This window comes from Nocardia sp. CDC160 (genome assembly GCF_035818795.1).
Lineage (GTDB): Bacteria > Actinomycetota > Actinomycetes > Mycobacteriales > Mycobacteriaceae > Nocardia.
Window position 1 is genome coordinate 181,356 of record NZ_JAYKYT010000008.1, and the last position, 16,941, is coordinate 198,296.

The following is a 16,941-nucleotide window of genomic DNA, read 5'->3' on the forward strand; positions in this document are numbered from 1 at the left end:
CGTCCACGTCGGTCGGTAACCGAACATTAATCGGCGACACGCCGTTGCGTGGCCGAACACGCCCGGTCCCGGAAGTGCGCGCTCACCAGCGGTGCAGCCGGGCGCGCACCTGCTCGGTGAATTCGGAGGTAGATGCTAGCCCACCCAAATCGGACGTGGCGACACCGGCCCGCAACGTATCCGCAACTGCGTGTTCAATGCGCTCTCCAACGCGGCGCAAGGCGCTGTAGCGCTGGGTCCGGCCCATCCAGCGCAGCATCCCGGCCGCGGAGTTGAACAGCGCCACCGGATTCGCGCGATTGCGACCGGCCAGCGTCGGGGCCGCGCCGTGCACGGCCTGCGCCATGATCTGGGTGTCGGAACAGTTCACCGAGGCCGCCATGCCGAGCGAACCGCTCAGCTCCCCGGCCAGATCCGAGAGGATGTCGCCGAAGAGGTTCTCGGTGACGATCACGTCGTAGTCACCGGGCGCGCGGACCAGATGGGCGGCCGCGGCGTCCACGTGCTCATCGCTGACCTCGATGTCCGGATACTCCGCAGCGACCTCGTAGCAGACGTCCCGGAACATGCCCATGGTCATCGGCAGCACATTGGCCTTGTGCACGATGGTGACCTTCTTGCCACGCTCGGCGGCGATCTCGAAACCCAGGTGCGCGATGCGCTCGATGGCGGCGCGGGTGAAGACTCCGACGGCCAGCGCCACGTCGCGCGAAGGCTGGAACTCGCCCGAACCGGCGGCCATATTGCGGTCGGCGTAGAGGCCCTCGGTGTTCTCGCGCAGGATCAGCAGATCCATGGCCGGGGCGACCGAGCGCACGCCCTCGATGGTGCGGGCCGGGCGAATATTGGCGTAGAGGCCGAAGCGTTTGCGGACCGCGCCCGCGGGCGGCAGGCCGACGCGGTGTTCGGGTGCGTAGGAGGCGCTGTCGTGCGGGCCCATGATCCAGGCGTCGAGCTCGGCGAGTCCCTCGAGGGTCTGCTCGGGCACCGGATTGCCGTACTCCTCGATGGCCTCGTGACCGAGTGGCAAACGCACCCATTGCACGGGCGACAGACCGGTCGCCTCGACCGCGTCGTCGACCACTTCCCGGGTCGCGCGCACGATTTCCGGGCCGATACCGTCGCCTTCCAACAGGCCCAGACGTAGTGGCGTGTCGATCTCGCTCATGGCAGTCATCCTCGCGCAACCTGCCCGATCGCGCCTCCCCGGCGCATCTTCCGAGCATGTTTCGAGACCTCGGCGTAAGTTCGGGACACCATGGTGCAATCGGTGGAGTTGGTGCTGGACTCGACGTCCGAGGCCACGGTGCGCGGGCAGTGGGCGCTGCTGCGGGAGCTGGGATTGCACGCGCCGGGGGCCGAGCACCGGCCGCACATCACGGTGGCGGTGGCCTCGGAGATCTGGCCGCGGTTGGAGAAGCCGTTGGGGCAGCAGGACTTCCAGCCCTTCACCGTCCGATTGGGCGGGCTGCTGATGTTCGGGTCGCGCTCGCCCATTCTGGTGCGGGCCGTGGTGCCGTCGGCCGAGCTGATCGCCTTGCAGCACAGGATTTTTCGAATAGTCGAGGACTGCCCCGGCATACCCGCGAATCTGCGGCCCGATGCCTGGACCCCGCACGTCACGCTGGCGCGGCGGCTACGACCCGGCCAAATCCAGGCCGCGCTCGATGCCGTGGCCTGGGACAAGGATTTCCGGGCTACGGTGGAGGGTATTCGGCGGTGGGACGGTGATCGGCGCGTCGAATGGCCCGTGGCAGCGGGTTAGCACCACGCCCGGCCATCCGGGGGAAGATAACCGCAGTGCCCGGTGTTGCTATCGGGGACATCCACACGAGAGGAAGCCATGGCCACCCAGACCCTGACCGAGCAGAACTTTGACGAGGTAGTCACCGGAAACGACATTGTTCTCGTCGATTTCTGGGCATCGTGGTGCGGCCCGTGCCGCAGCTTCGCCCCGACCTTCGAGGCCTCGTCCGAGAAGCACACCGACGTGGTGTACGGCAAGGTCGACACCGAGGATCAGCAGGGCCTGGCCGCGGCCGCGAACATCCGCTCCATCCCGACGCTCATGGCCTTCCGCGAGGGCATTCTCGTCTTCGCCCAGCCCGGCGCGCTGCCCCCGGCCGCCCTCGAGGACCTCGTCACCCAGGTGAAGGCGCTCGATATGGAAGACGTCCGCAAGCAGATCGCCGAGCAGCAGGCGAAGTAACACGCCGCGCACACCTCAGCGCCGCATCTCCCCCGAAAAGAGATGCGGCGCTTGGCGTTTCAACACTGACCCGATTCGAATCCCGTGACCGAAGCAGCTGCGTCGGTCACGGGATTTCGTTTCTCAGAAGTGCGTACCGAGGCGGTTGATGCCCGCGATCATGGCGCGGATCGTCGACTCGGCGGCATCCTCGGCCAGGGCCGCACCCCAGCCGCGACGGCCGTTGAACTCGCACTGGACGAAGGTGGCCATGCCGTCCTCGGTCCGGCGCTGGTGGAACTGCAGGATCTCCACCGGATAGCCCTCGTCGTAGAGGGCCGAGGTCAGCGCCGCCACCGGGCTGCCCGTCGCCACGACGGTGCGCAGGCGATCGGCGATTTCGAGGGTGGCGGTCCCGGCGCGGTGGCCGATCGGCGACCAGTCGCTGAGCTTGACCGGGCCGGTCGGCTCGCAGTACCGGTTGTGGAACTGGGCGGGGGTCAGGCCGGTGCATTCGGCCCGCAGGCTCGCGGGGGCAGCGGCGAACAGCGTGGAGGTATCGAAGGTGATGGTCATTGAACTAGGTCTTCCCGACTTCTTCCGAAGAAAGTGACAGAGGGGACCAGCAAGAAAAGTTCATCGGCCGCAGCGAGGGGCCGGTCCGAATCAGACCCCGCTACGGCGGAGAACTACGAGTACGCGCGCGTCAGCCACATTCGCGGTAAGCGAGATAAGCGCTGCGCGGTCGCGGTCGGCGACATCGAGCACTGCGCTGCGGCTGGAGGCGGGATTCGGCACGGGGTCGAGCATAAGTGCATACCCACGCAATGGCAACCATATTCGCAATCGACCCACGAGTAACTTTGCCGCAGGTCACCCGACATGCGACCGGGGTCTACCACCCCTCGATGCCACAATGGGCAAACACCGTCGGACCACCGATCGACCGCTCCGTGAACACGCCCGGCTCAGACCTTCCCGACCTATCGGACAGCGAGTATTTCCGACCTATCGGACAGGGAGCTCACGATGACCGATCCGAACCTGCAATCCGCCGTCAATGCCCTGCTGGGCGCCCACCGCGCCTGCTGCCGCCAGGCCCTCGACTCCATCGACGCGGGCGGCAAACACGCCACCCGCACCCACCTCGCCCAACTCCTCGACTGTGCCGACATCACCCGCACCGCGGGCGACTTCCTCGAACGCCAATCAACCTGGTCCTCGGCCCTGTGCGAACTGGCCGCCGAAGCCTGCGCCCGCACCGCCGACTCCTGCGACCGCCTGGACGAACACGCCTGCGCGAAAGCCTGCCGCACCGCCTCCAACCTCGCCGCCTCCATGGCCGACCAGCTGGCTCGCTAGCGCCCGAGCAGCCATCGTCCCCAACGAATCGCCGCCGGGCGCGGTCATCGGGTCAGTGGGCGGCGGCGTCCCAGGAGCGGCCTACGCCGACGGAGACCTCGAGGGGGACGGAGAGGTCGATGGCGTTGGACATGTGTTCGCGGGCAAGGGATTCCAGTTGCTCGCGTTCGCCGGGGGCCACTTCGAAGACGAGTTCGTCGTGGATCTGGAGCAGCATGCGGGATTTCAGGCCCGCGTCGCGGATCGCCTGCTGGGTGTCGATCATGGCGACCTTGATGATGTCGGCTGCGGTGCCCTGGATGGGGGCGTTGAGGGCCATGCGTTCGGCGGCCTCGCGGCGCTGACGGTTGGAGGAGTCCAGGTCGGGCAGGTAGCGGCGGCGGCCGAAGAGGGTTTCTGTGTAGCCGACCTTGCGGGCCTGTTCGACGGCGTCGCGCAGGTAGTCGCGAATGGCGCCGAAACGGTTGAAGTAGACGTCCATTTGGACCTTGGCCTCCTCGGCGCTGATCTTCAGCTGCTGGGACAGGCCGTAGGCGGACAGACCGTAGGCCAGGCCGTAGGACATCGCCTTGATGCGGCGGCGCAGTTCCGGGTCCACCTCGGAGATCGGGATGTCGAAGGCCTTCGAGGCGACGAAGTTGTGCAGGTCCTCGCCGGAGTTGAAGGCCTCGATCAGGCCCTCGTCCTTGGACAGGTGGGCCATGATGCGCATTTCGATCTGGCTGTAGTCCGCGGTCATGAGCGACTCGTAGCCGGGGCCCACCACGAACGTGTCGCGAATGCGGCGGCCCATATCGGTGCGGATCGGAATGTTCTGCAGGTTGGGCTCGGTCGAGGACAGGCGACCGGTCGCGGCCACCGTCTGGTTGAAGGTGGTGTGGATGCGGCCGTCGTCGGCGACCGACTTGAGCAGGCCGTCGACGGTCACCTTCAGGCGGGTGGCGTCGCGGTGCTCGAGCAGGTGCTGCAGGAACGGGTGCTGGGTCTTCTCGTAAAGCCCTTCCAACGCATCGGCATCGGTGGTGTAGCCGGTCTTGGTGCGCTTGGTCTTGGGCATGTCGAGCTCGTCGAACAGCACCACCTGCAGCTGCTTGGGCGAGCCCAGGTTGATCTGCTTGCCGATCACCTCGTAGGCGGCATTGGCGGCGTCCGCGACGCGGTCGGCGAATTCGCGCTGCAGTTCCTCGAGCTGCGCGGAATCCACGGCGATGCCCGCGGCCTCCAGATCGGCGAGCACGCCCAGCAGCGGGAGTTCCATATCGCCGAGCAGCGCGGTCGACTCGATGCGCTCGAGCTCGGCGTCGAAGGCGTCGGCGAGGTCGGAAACCGCACGGGCGCGCAGCATTTGGGCATTGGCGACCTCGGCGTCGACCTGCTCCTCGTCATCGAGCAGCGACAGCTGGGTCTCCCCGCCATTGTCGACGCGCAATTCCCGGCTCAGGTAGCGCAGCGACAGGTCCTCGAGGTTGAAGGTGCGCTGGCCCGGCAGGATCAGGTAGGCGGCCAGCGCGGTGTCGGTGCTGAGCCCGCCCAGCTGCCAACCGCGCCCGCGCAGCGCGTGCATGGCGGTCTTGGCCTCGTGCAACGCCTTCGGGGTTTCCGGGTCGGCGAGCCAGGCCCCCAGCGCCTTCTCGTCCTCGGGGGTCAGCGTGTGCACGTCGATGTACGCGCCCTCGCCATCGGCGGCGGCCAGGGCGATGGCCTGGGTGTCACCGTGCACCGGCGAACCATTGCCGACCACCGAGACACCGTGCCGCACACCGGCCTTGGCATGCTCGGCCAGCCAGTCGGCCACGGTTCCGGCGGCCAGCGCGCTACCGCTGATCTCGAAGCCGGACTCGGCCTCGGGCTCGACGGGCGCGAGGGTGTCGAAGAGCCGGTCGCGCAGCACCCGGAACTCCAGCTCGTCGAACAGCCGGTGGATCTTGTCGCGATCCCACGGCTGCATGGCGAGCTGATCCGGCGTGTACGGCAGCGCCACATCCTTGACCATCTCGGTGAGCTGCCGGTTGAGCACCACGGCGGACAGGTTGGCGCGCAAGGCGTCTCCCACCTTGCCCTTGACCTTGTCCACCTGGTCGACCAGCGTGTTCAGATCCCCGAACTCGCGCACCCACTTGGCCGCGGTCTTCTCCCCCACGCCCGGAATGCCGGGCAGATTGTCGCTCGGGTCGCCGCGCAGGGCCGCGAAGTCCGGATACTGCGCGGGAGTCAGACCGTACTTCTCCTCCACCGCCGCCGGGGTGAACCGGGTCAGCTCGGAGACGCCCTTCTTCGGGTAGAGCACGGTGACGTCATCGTTGACCAGCTGCAGCGAGTCCCGGTCACCCGTCACGATCAGGACCTTGAACCCCTGCGGCACGGCCTGCGTGGTGAGGGTGGCGATAATGTCGTCCGCCTCGTACCCCTCGATGGCCATGACCGGAATCCCCAGCGCCCCCAGCACTTCCTGGGTGGTCTCCACCTGCCCCTTGAACTCGTCGGGCGTGGTCGACCGATTCGCCTTGTACTCCGGATACGCCTCGGTCCGGAACGTCTTGCGGCTCACATCGAACGCCGCCGCCACATGCGTCGGCTTCTCGTCCCGCAACAGGTTGATCAGCATCGCCGTGAACCCGTACACGGCATTCGTGGTCTGCCCACTCTGCGTCTTGAAGTTCTCCGCGGGCAGCGCGAAGAACGCGCGATAGGCCAGCGAATGTCCATCCAGCAACAGCAGCGTCGGCCGCTCCCCGGAGCTGGCTGCGGACACGACGGCAGGACGCTGATCAGTAGAGGCAGGGGTCACCCGACAGAGTCTAGGTATCCCCACCGACATCCGTGCGCAGCGGGCGCACTCGGCCCGTCGGCGCAGGTCGATAAACCGATTTCATCCCGGACCCGCCACCTGGTAGCGTGATCACCCGTCAAAGGGGTGTAGCTCAATTGGCAGAGCAGCCGTCTCCAAAGCGGCAGGTTGCAGGTTCGATTCCTGTCGCCCCTGCTTGAAGGTTCGGGCCCGGTCACCGTGGGGTGACCGGGCCCGAATGCTTTCTCGGGGGCCGGATTCAGCCGACGCCCAAGTAGGCGGACTTGACGGCGGGGTCGTGTAGGAGTTCACGACCGTCGCCGGTCTTGGTGACATCGCCGGTTTCCAGGATGTAGGCGCGGTGGCTGCGGGTGAGCGCCTGTTGGGCGTTCTGCTCGACCAGCAGGACCGTGGTGCCCTGGGCGTTGATGTCGGCGATGATTCGGAAGATCTGCTGAATCACCATGGGGGCCAAGCCCATCGACGGCTCGTCCAGGAGCAGCAGCTGGGGGCGGGCCATCAGGGCGCGACCGATGGCCAGCATCTGCTGCTCACCGCCGGAGAGGGTGCCGCCGACCTGGCGACGACGCTCCAACAGGCGCGGGAACAGCTCGAAGACCCAGTCCAGGGTCTGCCCGTACTCGCCCTTGGACTTGAACGGCCTTGCGTGGCAACCCATGTCGAGGTTTTCCTGGACCGTCATGCCCGGGAAGACACCGCGACCCTCCGGGGCCTGGATGAGGCCCGCCACGACGCGCTCGTGGGCCTTCATGCGGGTGATGTCGCGGCCCTGGAACATGATGCGGCCGCGGGTGAGCGGCAGCAGGCCGGACAGGGCGCGCATGGTGGTGGTCTTGCCCGCGCCGTTCGCACCCAGCAGGGTGACCAGCTCACCCTGGCCGACATTCAGCGAAATGCCGTGCAGGGCTTGGATTCTGCCGTAGTTGACGACCATGTCGTCGACGCTGAGCAGCGTGTCCCCGGCCGCGACCTCGGACGCCTCGGAGCCCGGCAATCGCTTGGCCAGATCCGGAACGGGTTCGCCACCAACGCTTTCCGCCTCCGCGGCGTCCTCGGCCCGCTCGGCGTCGGCCTCGTCCGGCACGCCCAGGTAGGCGTTGATCACCGAGGGATCCTGGCGGATCTGCTCCGGCAGCCCGTCGGCGATCTTGCGGCCGAACTCGAGCACCACGATCCGGTCGGTCACGCCCATGACCAGCCGCATGTCGTGCTCGATGAGCAGCACCGTGTACCCGTCGTCGCGGATCTTGCGAATCAGATCCATGAGCGCGGACTTCTCGCTCGGGTTGAACCCGGCCGCGGGCTCGTCCAGGCACAGCAGCTTCGGCTCGGTCGCCAAGGCGCGCGCGATCTCGAGCCGACGCTGATCGCCGTAGGACAGATTGCGCGCCTTCTCCACCGCCTGCGGTGCGATACCGACGAATTCCAGTAGCGCCATGGCTCTTTCGAGCGCCTCGCGCTCCTCACCGCGATGCCGCGGCGTGCGGAACACCGCGCCCGGCACCGAGGTCTTGTGCCGCGCGTCGGCCCCGACCACCACGTTCTCCAGCGCCGTCATCTCGCTGAAGAGCCGAATGTTCTGGAACGTGCGGGCGATGCCGAGGCGGGTGATCTCGTTGCGCTTGGTCTTGGTCAACGGCTTGCCGTCGAAGTAGACCGTGCCACCCGAGGGCCGGTACACGCCGGAGATGGCGTTGAAGCAGGTCGTCTTGCCCGCGCCATTGGGTCCGATGAGTCCGAGGATCTCGCCGCGGCGGATCTCGAAGCTCACATTGTCCAGCGCGGTGAGGCCGCCGAACTTCACCGTCAGCCCGTCGGTGCGCAACAGGGGCGCGCCGATGGCGGTCTGGATTTCGCGATGCGGTGCGGCAATCTCGGCGACCGCGTCCGAATCGGCGAGCACCGGAAGGACTTCCGTCACGTCCAGCACACCGGCGGGTTCGACCTCGGGAGCCTCCGTGTATCCCGCCGCCATGTCCTCGTTGTCGAAGAGCGCGTCGCCCGGCCCCGTCACTGCGCTGCTCCCGTCGTCGGCGCGGCCACCGGCCGTCGCACCGCTCGATACACCTGTCGCCCGTAGGCGAGTAGCTTCTGCCGAGCCGGGAACAGACCCTGCGGCCGGAAGATCATGAGCACCACCAGCGTGAGTCCGAAGAACAGATATTTGTAGTCGCCCAACGACTGTCCGCCCACATTGACCGACATGAGTCGGTTGGGCAGGTACACGATCAGGAACGCGCCGACGATCACGCCGAGCTTGTTGCCCTGCCCGCCGAGCACCACCGCACACAGGAACAGCATCGAGTTGATGACGTTGAACCCGGTCGGGTTGATGAACTGCACCTGGCCCGCGTACAGCGCGCCGGAGAGTCCACCGATGCCCGCGCCGATCATGAACGCCCACAGCTTGAACTTGAAGGTGGGCACGCCCATGATCTCGGCGGCGTCCTCGTCCTCGCGAATGGCGACCCAGGCGCGGCCCACGCGGCTGCGCTCGAGATTGCCGACGAAGATCAGCACGATGACCACCAGCACGATGCCCAGCCAGTACCACCAGGTGCCGGAGTTGGCCCGGTCCAAGGGATTCCAGGAGTGCTGGTCGCCGAGATTGCCGGAGGAGAAGAAGCCGTCCGGATGCTTGGTGGACTCGCCGAGGTGCGGATACTGGATCCGCGACAGGCCGAGGCTGCCATTGGTGATGTCGGGCAGGTTGTCGGCCAGCAGGCGCACGATCTCGCCGAAGCCGAGGGTCACGATGGCCAGGTAGTCGCCGCGCAGCCGCAGGGTCGGCGTGCCCAGGATGAGCCCGGAGATCGCGGTCGCCAGGATCGCGATCGGAACACACAGCAGCCACGCCCATTTCGGGTTGAGCCAGCCGCCCGCGGTCTGATTCCACGGACTGTTCGGACTCGTCAGCAGACCGACCGTGTACGCGCCGACCGCGTAGAAGCCGACGTACCCGAGGTCGAGCAGACCCGCCTGTCCGACAACGACATTCAGGCCGATGGCGATGAGCGCGTACATGGCGAACTGCGCCATGACGCCGCCGAAACTGGTGCCGGGAGTGTCCAGCAGCGGGATCTTGAACAGCGGCAGGATCGCCAGCACGAGGACCGCGGGCACACCGAAGGCCCACTGCGCCGGTCGCGACAGGCCACCCCACCAGCCGCGAATGGCGTCACCCACACCGTGCCCGGCGGACGAATCCGCTGGCGCGGGAGCGGTTTTCGTGTTCGTCATGCCCGCGCCCTCCCCAGGCTCTCGCCCAGAATGCCGGTCGGGCGAATCATCAGCACGGCCACCAGCACCACGAAGGCAACCACATCGCGCCATTGCGTGCCGAACAGGATCTGCCCGTAGTCCTCGGCCAGACCCAGCAGCAGCCCGCCCAGCAGCGCGCCGCGCAGGTTGCCGATGCCACCGAGCACCGCGGCACTGAAAGCCTTGATACCCAGGATGAATCCGCCGTTGTAGATGATGCCGTTGGGGATCTTCAGCGTGTAGAGCAGAGCGGCCGCACCGGCGAGCACACCGCCGATGAGGAAGGTCAGCATGATGACCCGCTCGCGCGAGACGCCCATGAGCGTCGCGGTGTCCGGGTCCTGCGCGACCGCGCGAATGCTGCGGCCGAATTTCGTTCGGTTGATGAGCAATTCGGTGGTCAGCGCCAGCGCCACCGCGGCGAGCACGATCACCAGCGCGATATTGGTGACCGAGGCCCCGAAGATCTGGAACTGCTCGCTCGGCTTCACCAGCAGGATCGGCTGCTGCGCGTTGAGGCCGCCGAGCTTGTTGCCCGACAGCTTCGGCAGCAGGTAGTGCACGAATTCCTGCAGCACGAACGACATTCCGATCGCGGTGATCAGGAAGATCAGGGGTTTCGCCCCGCGTTTGCGCAGCGGGCGATACGCGACGCGTTCCAGGCCGACGGCCGCCGCGCCGGAGACCAGCATGCCGAAGACCATGGCCCCCGCGAGATAGATGACGGTGAGCCCGACACCCTGGGAGTACACGTCACCGCTGGCGGCGAATCCGAAGACCATCAGACCGACCAGCTGGCCGAACATGCCCAGCATGAAAACTTCCGAGTGGGCGAAATTGATCAGGCGCAACACGCCGTAAACCAAGGTGTAGCCGACCGCGACCAAGGCGTAGATCGAACCGTAGGTCAGGCCCTCCACGGTGAGCCGCCAGAATTGGTCGACGACACCGGAGACATTGAATTCGATGGAACTGCTCGCCAACAGTGTCACATCGGCCAGAGCGGGTGCAGACATTCGTTACTTTCGCCGTCCTAAGGAAACAGCGGGTGCCGAAACCGTGCTCGGCACCCGCTGTTCCGAATATCGTGTGCGCTACTTGACCTGGTACATCCAGATCAGCGCGTTCGCCAATTCACCGGTGGGACCCCACTTGTACTCGCGCGCCAGACCCTGGCCGTCGTAGTTCTTCACGAAGTCGACGAGGTCGGGGCGGGTGGTCTTGCCGGACTCGATGCCCTTGATGACGATCGTGGTCAGGTCGTAACCCTCGGTCGAGTAGGTGCCCGGGTCGAAGTTGTTGAACGCCTTGTAGGCGGCGGCGAACTTGTCCGAGGCCGGACCACACGGGCACGACAGCAGCGCGTCCTTGGAGGCGTTGCCCGCCTGCTTGACGAACTCGACGTCCTTGGTGCCGTCATCGGAGATGAAGGTCGCGGTCACGCCGCCATTGCGCAGCTGGCTGACCAGCGGCGAGGCCTCGGCGTAGTAGCCCGCGTAGAAGATGCCGTCCGGCTTGGCCGCGGCCATCTTGGAGACCGTCGCGGAGAAGTCCTTGTCCTTCTGCTTGACGTTGGCCGCGCAGCTCGGGTCGGCGATCGAGCCCAGGCCCTCGGTCACGGTCTTGGCCAGGCCGGTGCCGTAATCGGAGTCGTCGGCGATTACGCAGATCTTCTTGAACTTGCCGGTGCCCTTGAGGTATCCGGCGACGGCCGGGCCCTGGATGCCGTCATTGCCCAGGCCGCGGAAGAAGTTGCCCCAGCCATTGGTGGTGAGGGTGACGTTGGTGGCCGACGGCGTCAGCGACAGCAGGTTGGCCTGGTTGAGGATCGCGCCGGTCGCCTTGGTCTCACCGGAGAAGGTGGGGCCGATCAGGGCGACGATGGACGGATCGCTGACGATGGTCGGAATGACCTGGGTGGCCTTCTGCGGGTCGCCCTCGGTGTCGAATTCCTTGAGCTGGACCTGGCAGCCCGGGTTGGCCTTGTTGTGCTGGTCCAGCGCCAGCTTCACACCGCGGACGATGTTCAGGCCGAGATTGGCGTTGTCGCCGGTCAGCGGGCCCGCCATCGCGATGGTCTGCGGTGCGCACTTGCCCTTGCCGTCACCGGCCGGGTCCGCGGCCGCGGAGGTGTCCTTGGCCGGAACCTCCTTGCCCTGACCGTCCACCTGAACCAGCGGCTGAATGGTCAGGTTCGACCCGCCACCGCCCGAATTGTCCGTCGATTTGCTGCTACATCCGGCAGAAGCCAAAGCCAGTACCGCCGCCGCGCCGATGACCACCGCTCGCGCTGTACGACTGCGTCGCAGCGAAGACGTGCGCGTCATTGAACCAAGCACGATTCACCTCATGTTCTGTGCTCCCCGGTGACCGAGGAGGGCCGCCCCATCGATCGGCCCGAACCAGAACATAGCCCTGCCAGGTTAGCTCCGCATCACATTCGAATCATCCATGTGACATCGCAACAAACGAAAAGGCCCCGCTGTTACCGCACTGTAAACTTTTACAGTTGATTTCCGGCAACAGCAGGGCTATGACGCGGCAAATACGTCCTACTTCGGGGCGAGGTTCTCCAGCACCACTTCCGCGACGGCCTTCATGGTGGTACGGCGGTCCATGGCCGTGCGCTGAATCCACTTGAACGCCTGCGGCTCCGATAGACCCTGGGTCTGCATCAGCACACCTTTGGCCCGCTCCACCAGCTTGCGGGTCTCGAGCCGGTCGGTCAGATTCGCGACTTCGCTCTCGAGCGCCGCGATCTCGTGGAACCGGGACGCGGCCAATTCGATGGCCGGTACCAGATCCGACTTGGTGAACGGCTTCACCAGGTACGCCATCGCCCCCGCGTCGCGTGCCCGCTCGACCAGATCACGCTGGCTGAAGGCGGTCAGAATGACCACCGGCGCAACGCGTTTCGACGCGATCTCGGCCGCCGCGTCGATACCGTCCCGGCGCGGCATCTTCACGTCCATGATCACCAGGTCGGGCCGCAACTCCTCGGCGAGATCCACGGCCTGCTGGCCGTCGCCCGCCTCACCCACCACGTGATAGCCCTCTTCCGAGAGCATCTCCACCAGGTCCATCCGGATGAGCGCCTCGTCCTCGGCAACCACCACCCGCTTGGGGGCGGACGCCGCGGCATCCTTCTTCGAACCGCCCCCTGCTGTCGTTCCCATAGATGAACCCCTGTCGCTTCCGAATACCGATTACCCGATGCCACCTCGTCCCGCGCCACCCTCGCAGGCCCAGCACGCACCGAGTACCCCAAAGAGTACCGTCGCCCCGCCCCCACAACCCACGTACCCAGCGCAAACCGACCAGTATCACAACGATGTCATCCCCCCACCCCCTCGATTAGGGTCTTCCCCCACCCACCCGCTATCATTTCTCCCCGGTGCGCCGGGTTGGCGGAACTGGCAGACGCGACGGTCTCAAAAACCGTTGTCCGGAAGGACGTGTGGGTTCGAGTCCCACACTCGGCACCAAGGTGAAGGGCTGTTTCGGTGGATGCCGGGGCAGCCCTTTTCTCATGCGGTACGCGGGTCCGCGGTTGCGGTCGCGGGGGTGTGGGGTGGAATTTTGTTCTGGGGCGGGGGATTTGGTGTGGCGGGATGGGGTCAGAGTTGGATTGCCTTGAGTTCGAGGAATTCTTCGAAGCCGGGGATGCCTTGGCAGCGGCCGAGGCCGGATTGTTTGAAGCCGCCGAAGGGGGCTCGGGGGTTCATTTTGTAGGCGTTGATGTCGACCTGGCCGGTCCGGAGGCGGCGGGCGACGGCAAGGGCGCGGTCGGGGTCGGCGGAGAAGACGGCACCGCGTAGGCCGTAGTCGCTGTCGTTGGCGAGGGCCACGGCGTCATCGTCGCCGTCGTGGGGGATCAAGGACAGGACGGGGCCGAAGATCTCCTCCCGGGCGATGCGCATGTCGTTGCGGACGTGGGTGAAGACGGTGGGGCGGACGTAATAGCCGCGGTCCAGGGTGGGCGGGCGGTCGAGGCCGCCGGTCACGAGGGTCGCGTCCTCGCGCAGGCCCGCGCGGATGTAGTCGCGGACGCGGTCGTACTGGGCGGCGTTGGCCAGCGGGCCGAGGGTGGTGGACTCGTCGGCGGGGTCGCCCTGGCGGTACTGCGCGACGGCCGCGACCGCCAAGTCGGTCGCCTCGTCGATTCGGTTGCGGGGCACCAGCATTCGGGTCCAGGCTCCGCACATCTGACCGGCGTTGTTCAGGCAGCTGTGGACGGATTCCGATACCGCGTGCTCGAGGTCGGCGTCGTCGAGCAGGACGGCGGCGGATTTGCCGCCGAGTTCGAGGACGAGACGTTTGAGTGTGAGCGCGGCCAGTTCGGCGACCCGGCGGCCCGCCGCGGTGGAGCCGGTGAAATCGACCATGTCGACGGCCGGATGCGTGTCGAGCACCTCGCCCACTTCCGCACCCGTGCCGGGCACCATATTGAACACCCCGGCGGGAACGCCCGCGGCATCGAGGATCTCGGTGAGCAGATAGGCCGACAGCGGGCTCGATTCGCCGGGCTTGTGCACCACCGTGCAGCCCGCCGCCAGCGCCGGGGCGATCTTCACCATGGCCAGGTACAGCGGCTGATTCCACGGGCTGATCGCGGCCACCACTCCGACGGGTTCGCGCCGGATCAGACTCGGCCCGTCGCGTGTCTCGAAGGTGTAACCCCCTGCGATATCGACGGTTTCGGCCAGCAGCCGCTCCGCCCCACCGACCGAGGTCGTCCGGGCCGCCGTGATCGGGGTGCCCACCTCGGCGGTCACCGTGCGCGCCAACTCCTCACCCCGCTTGCCGAAGATCGCCAGCGCCCGCCGCAACACGGCCAGCCGCTGTCCCAGCGGTGTGGACGACCAGGATTCGAAGGCCTCCCGGGCCGCCTCGACCGCATGCCGGGCGTCCGCGGCGGCACCGTCACGAACCCGCGCGACCACCTCCTCGGTCGCCGGGTTCACAATGTCGCGCCGTCCCCCACCGGCCGGTACCCACTTTCCACCGATGAAGACGTCGTCACGAATGAGCATGCTCGTTCCCTCCTCGGAATCTCGTCTCGATTCCGGCATACCCGCCGCCCCCGCACACACGCGTAGCCCCCTTGCAGCGCAACGCTATTCGACCAGGTCGCCTTGGGGCGCAAGGGATTTCGTGGCGCGGGTTATTGCGGGGTGGTGATGCGGGTGTAGGCGGTGCGGATTTGGGATTCGGCGTCGGCCAGGTAGTCGGCGAGCATGGTGGCGGCGGTGGCGGAGTCGCCGCGGGTGAGGGTGGCGAGGATTTCGTGGTTGCGGTGGAGGTAGGGGAGGTGGAAGGCGTTGGCGTCTTCCACTACGTGGAAGATGAGGCGGAGTTCGTTCCAGACACCGGCCATGAGGGAGTCGAGCAGGCTGCTGTCGTTCAGGGCGGTGATGGCTCGGTGGAAATCGACGTCGGCGGTACCGACACCCGCCCAGTCGTTTTCGGCGGCGTAGCGGTCGGCGCGCTCGAGGGCCGCCGCGACCTCGGTGAGGTCGGGGGTGGTTCGGGGGTAGTCGCGCAACGCCGCGCATTCGACGATGCGGCGGCACTTGTAGACCTCGGCGATGTCGGTGATGGCGGGGACACGCACGAAGACGCCGCGGTTCAGTTCGTGGGTGACCAGGCGCTCCTCGATGAGGGTGCGGAAGGCCTCGCGCACGGTGTTGCGTGAAACCTTCAGTGCCTCACAGATATCCGGTTCCGACAGGCGCGCGCCCGGGCGGAAGTGGCCCGCCAGGATGTTGTTGCGGATGATCGTGGCCACCTGGGCGCTGCGGCTGGCGCGATCGAGGGTGTCGCGGTGGACGGCCAAGGCCGCGTACGGCTCGACGGTTGCGGCGTTCGCCGACGTCATCGACGGATCCTCCTCGAGTCCACGACTCACCTGGGTACGCGTCAAGATTACGCCTCCACGTGGGATCCGACGACGATTGGATCGCCGTATTGCAGGATCGTTCAACGATTCATAGAATGAGATGCCTATCACACCCGCTCTGTGATGCGCCCGAGGGGGGTCATCATGACCGAAATATCAACTGTCGCCGAGGTTTCCGTGCGACCTTTCGAATGGTTCCGGAGTCTGAGCGCCACCGGCAAGCGCGCCTTCTTCGGCGCGTTCGGCGGCTACGGCATGGATTCCTACGACTTCCAAGTGCTGCCGCTGGCACTGGCGGCGATCACCTCCTATTTCGCCATCAGCACCGGTCAGGCCGGTCTGCTCACCACCGTGACGCTGGTGCTGTCGGCGGTCGGGGGCGCGGCCGCGGGCGTGCTGGCCGATCGCATCGGCCGGGTCCGCACCCTGCAAATCACCATCGCGGTGTACGCGTTGTTCACCGTCGCGTGCGGGTTCGCCTGGGATTACCCGTCATTGCTCGTCTTCCGGGCGCTGCAGGGCCTCGGGTTCGGCGGCGAATGGGCGGCCGGGGCGGTCCTGGTGGCGGAGTACTCCCGGCCCGAATACCGCGGCCGGACCGTCGGTTTCGTGCAGAGCGCGTGGGCGGTCGGCTGGGGGCTGGCGGTGTGCGTGTACACCGTCCTGTTCCAGGTGTTCGATCCGGCGACCGCGTGGCGGGCGCTGTTCATCACCGGCGCCATGCCCGCCCTGCTGATCATCTGGGTGCGCCGCAATGTCGGCGACGCCGAGATCGCCACGGTGCGGCGGACCGGCGTCGAACGCGGCCGGATCCTCTCGCTCTTCGGCCGAGAACTGCGGCGCACCACCGTTTTCGCGGCGATCATGGCCACCGGGGTACAGGGCGGCTACTACACCCTGGCGACCTGGCTGCCCACCTATCTGAAGAAGAGCCGTCACCTCACCGTGGTCGGCACCGGCGGCTACCTGTTCCTGCTGATCGGTGGCGCGTTCCTCGGCTACCTCACCGGCAGCGTGCTCACCGATCGCATCGGCCGCAAGCGCAATATCCAGCTCTTCGCCGTGCTGTCGGTGATCTTCATGATCGGCTACACCCAGGTCCCCCACGGCGCGAACACACTGGTGCTCGTTCTCGGTGTCCCGCTGGGATTCTCGACCTCGGCCATTTTCTCCGGCTTCGGCTCCTATCTCGCCGAGCTGTTCCCGACTCCGCAGCGCGGCACCGGCCAGGGATTCGTCTACAACTTCGGCCGCGGCGTGGGCGCCGTATTCCCCACGGCCGTGGGGTATCTGGCCTCGACGACCCTCGGTTTGGCGGGCGCGATGCTGTTCGGCGCGCTCGGTTACGCGCTCGCGGTGCTGGCCCTGTTCGGCCTTCCCGAGACACTCGGCAAACCCTTGCGCTGACGCTCCGAAGGGAGT

General features: G+C 66.8%; 14 protein-coding genes, 2 tRNA genes and 1 pseudogene. 6 read left to right on the plus strand and 11 right to left on the minus strand.

Annotated elements, in window-relative coordinates:
• Window positions 1–82: 82 nt before the first annotated feature.
• The gene (locus VMT40_RS35190; RefSeq protein WP_442790108.1) at window positions 83–1,177 is read right to left on the minus strand and encodes an isocitrate/isopropylmalate dehydrogenase family protein; all 1,095 of its coding nucleotides are present in this window, start codon (window positions 1,175–1,177) and stop codon (window positions 83–85) included.
• A 93-nt stretch (window positions 1,178–1,270) separates the two neighbouring features.
• On the opposite strand from VMT40_RS35190, the gene VMT40_RS35195 reads away from it, so the two are divergent.
• Both VMT40_RS35195 and trxA read left to right on the plus strand, forming a co-directional pair.
• A complete protein-coding gene (locus tag VMT40_RS35195) occupies window positions 1,271–1,765 on the plus strand; it encodes a 2'-5' RNA ligase family protein (protein ID WP_326363870.1) in 495 nt (164 codons plus the stop codon).
• Between the two features lie 78 nt (window positions 1,766–1,843).
• The gene (gene trxA / locus VMT40_RS35200; RefSeq protein WP_326363871.1) at window positions 1,844–2,209 is read left to right on the plus strand and encodes a thioredoxin; all 366 of its coding nucleotides are present in this window, start codon (window positions 1,844–1,846) and stop codon (window positions 2,207–2,209) included.
• A gap of 123 nt (window positions 2,210–2,332) precedes the next feature.
• On the opposite strand, the gene VMT40_RS35205 is transcribed toward trxA, so the two are convergent.
• Window positions 2,333–2,764, minus strand: a complete 432-nt coding sequence (locus VMT40_RS35205; protein WP_326363873.1) for a 2-keto-3-deoxygluconate kinase — start codon at window positions 2,762–2,764, stop codon at window positions 2,333–2,335.
• 453 nt (window positions 2,765–3,217) lie between these two features.
• Between VMT40_RS35205 and VMT40_RS35210 the strand changes: the two genes are divergently transcribed.
• Complete coding sequence (locus VMT40_RS35210; RefSeq protein ID WP_326363874.1) at window positions 3,218–3,550, plus strand: hypothetical protein; 333 nt, start codon at window positions 3,218–3,220, stop codon at window positions 3,548–3,550.
• Window positions 3,551–3,602: 52 nt separating this feature from the next.
• Here VMT40_RS35210 and polA read toward each other — a convergent pair whose 3' ends face one another.
• Window positions 3,603–6,368, minus strand: coding sequence for a DNA polymerase I (gene polA, locus VMT40_RS35215; protein WP_442790109.1), 2,766 nt, complete (start codon window positions 6,366–6,368; stop codon window positions 3,603–3,605).
• Window positions 6,369–6,460: 92 nt separating this feature from the next.
• Here polA and VMT40_RS35220 point away from each other — a divergent pair.
• Window positions 6,461–6,533, plus strand: a tRNA-Trp gene (locus VMT40_RS35220).
• A 64-nt stretch (window positions 6,534–6,597) separates the two neighbouring features.
• On the opposite strand, the gene VMT40_RS35225 is transcribed toward VMT40_RS35220, so the two are convergent.
• The 6 genes and pseudogenes from VMT40_RS35225 to VMT40_RS35250 all read right to left on the minus strand — a co-directional run bounded on the left by VMT40_RS35225 (window position 6,598) and on the right by VMT40_RS35250 (window position 12,796).
• The gene (locus VMT40_RS35225) at window positions 6,598–7,293 is read right to left on the minus strand and encodes an ABC transporter ATP-binding protein (protein ID WP_326364032.1); all 696 of its coding nucleotides are present in this window, start codon (window positions 7,291–7,293) and stop codon (window positions 6,598–6,600) included.
• Window positions 7,294–7,431: 138 nt separating this feature from the next.
• Window positions 7,432–8,334: pseudogene (locus tag VMT40_RS35230) on the minus strand (ABC transporter ATP-binding protein); the annotation flags it as partial.
• Between the two features lie 35 nt (window positions 8,335–8,369).
• Window positions 8,370–9,599, minus strand: a complete 1,230-nt coding sequence (locus VMT40_RS35235) for a branched-chain amino acid ABC transporter permease (protein WP_326363876.1) — start codon at window positions 9,597–9,599, stop codon at window positions 8,370–8,372.
• Complete coding sequence (locus VMT40_RS35240) at window positions 9,596–10,636, minus strand: branched-chain amino acid ABC transporter permease (protein ID WP_326363878.1); 1,041 nt, start codon at window positions 10,634–10,636, stop codon at window positions 9,596–9,598. Before VMT40_RS35240 ends, VMT40_RS35235 begins: the two co-directional genes overlap by 4 nt.
• A 78-nt stretch (window positions 10,637–10,714) precedes the next feature.
• A complete protein-coding gene (locus VMT40_RS35245) occupies window positions 10,715–11,947 on the minus strand; it encodes a branched-chain amino acid ABC transporter substrate-binding protein (RefSeq protein WP_326363879.1) in 1,233 nt (410 codons plus the stop codon).
• Between the two features lie 225 nt (window positions 11,948–12,172).
• A complete protein-coding gene (locus VMT40_RS35250) occupies window positions 12,173–12,796 on the minus strand; it encodes an ANTAR domain-containing response regulator (protein WP_213560578.1) in 624 nt (207 codons plus the stop codon).
• A gap of 222 nt (window positions 12,797–13,018) precedes the next feature.
• On the opposite strand from VMT40_RS35250, the gene VMT40_RS35255 reads away from it, so the two are divergent.
• Window positions 13,019–13,105 (plus strand) — tRNA-Leu (locus VMT40_RS35255).
• 132 nt (window positions 13,106–13,237) lie between these two features.
• Here the strand turns inward: VMT40_RS35255 and VMT40_RS35260 are convergent.
• Both VMT40_RS35260 and VMT40_RS35265 read right to left on the minus strand, forming a co-directional pair.
• Window positions 13,238–14,653, minus strand: coding sequence for an aldehyde dehydrogenase family protein (locus VMT40_RS35260; protein WP_326363880.1), 1,416 nt, complete (start codon window positions 14,651–14,653; stop codon window positions 13,238–13,240).
• A 131-nt stretch (window positions 14,654–14,784) separates the two neighbouring features.
• Entirely contained in the window at window positions 14,785–15,498 is a 714-nt protein-coding gene (locus VMT40_RS35265; protein WP_326363881.1) for a GntR family transcriptional regulator, read from the minus strand.
• Window positions 15,499–15,663: 165 nt separating this feature from the next.
• Between VMT40_RS35265 and VMT40_RS35270 the strand changes: the two genes are divergently transcribed.
• A complete protein-coding gene (locus VMT40_RS35270; protein ID WP_326363882.1) occupies window positions 15,664–16,926 on the plus strand; it encodes an MFS transporter in 1,263 nt (420 codons plus the stop codon).
• The last annotated feature ends 15 nt before the right edge of the window (window positions 16,927–16,941 follow it).

Excerpts from the sequence above, each read along its gene's own strand:
- VMT40_RS35245 (WP_326363879.1), bottom strand. The coding sequence starts at position 11,947 with ATGACGCGCACGTCTTCGCTGCGACGCAGTCGTACAGCGCGAGCGGTG.
- VMT40_RS35250 (WP_213560578.1), bottom strand. The coding sequence starts at position 12,796 with ATGGGAACGACAGCAGGGGGCGGTTCGAAGAAGGATGCCGCGGCGTCC.
- polA (WP_442790109.1), bottom strand. The coding sequence starts at position 6,368 with ATGTCGGTGGGGATACCTAGACTCTGTCGGGTGACCCCTGCCTCTACT.
- VMT40_RS35270 (WP_326363882.1), top strand. The coding sequence starts at position 15,664 with ATGACCGAAATATCAACTGTCGCCGAGGTTTCCGTGCGACCTTTCGAA.
- trxA (WP_326363871.1), top strand. The coding sequence starts at position 1,844 with ATGGCCACCCAGACCCTGACCGAGCAGAACTTTGACGAGGTAGTCACC.
- VMT40_RS35265 (WP_326363881.1), bottom strand. The coding sequence starts at position 15,498 with ATGACGTCGGCGAACGCCGCAACCGTCGAGCCGTACGCGGCCTTGGCC.
- VMT40_RS35225 (WP_326364032.1), bottom strand. The coding sequence starts at position 7,293 with ATGGTCGTCAACTACGGCAGAATCCAAGCCCTGCACGGCATTTCGCTG.
- VMT40_RS35240 (WP_326363878.1), bottom strand. The coding sequence starts at position 10,636 with ATGTCTGCACCCGCTCTGGCCGATGTGACACTGTTGGCGAGCAGTTCC.
- VMT40_RS35210 (WP_326363874.1), top strand. The coding sequence starts at position 3,218 with ATGACCGATCCGAACCTGCAATCCGCCGTCAATGCCCTGCTGGGCGCC.
- VMT40_RS35205 (WP_326363873.1), bottom strand. The coding sequence starts at position 2,764 with ATGACCATCACCTTCGATACCTCCACGCTGTTCGCCGCTGCCCCCGCG.
- VMT40_RS35235 (WP_326363876.1), bottom strand. The coding sequence starts at position 9,599 with ATGACGAACACGAAAACCGCTCCCGCGCCAGCGGATTCGTCCGCCGGG.
- VMT40_RS35190 (WP_442790108.1), bottom strand. The coding sequence starts at position 1,177 with ATGACTGCCATGAGCGAGATCGACACGCCACTACGTCTGGGCCTGTTG.
- VMT40_RS35260 (WP_326363880.1), bottom strand. The coding sequence starts at position 14,653 with ATGCTCATTCGTGACGACGTCTTCATCGGTGGAAAGTGGGTACCGGCC.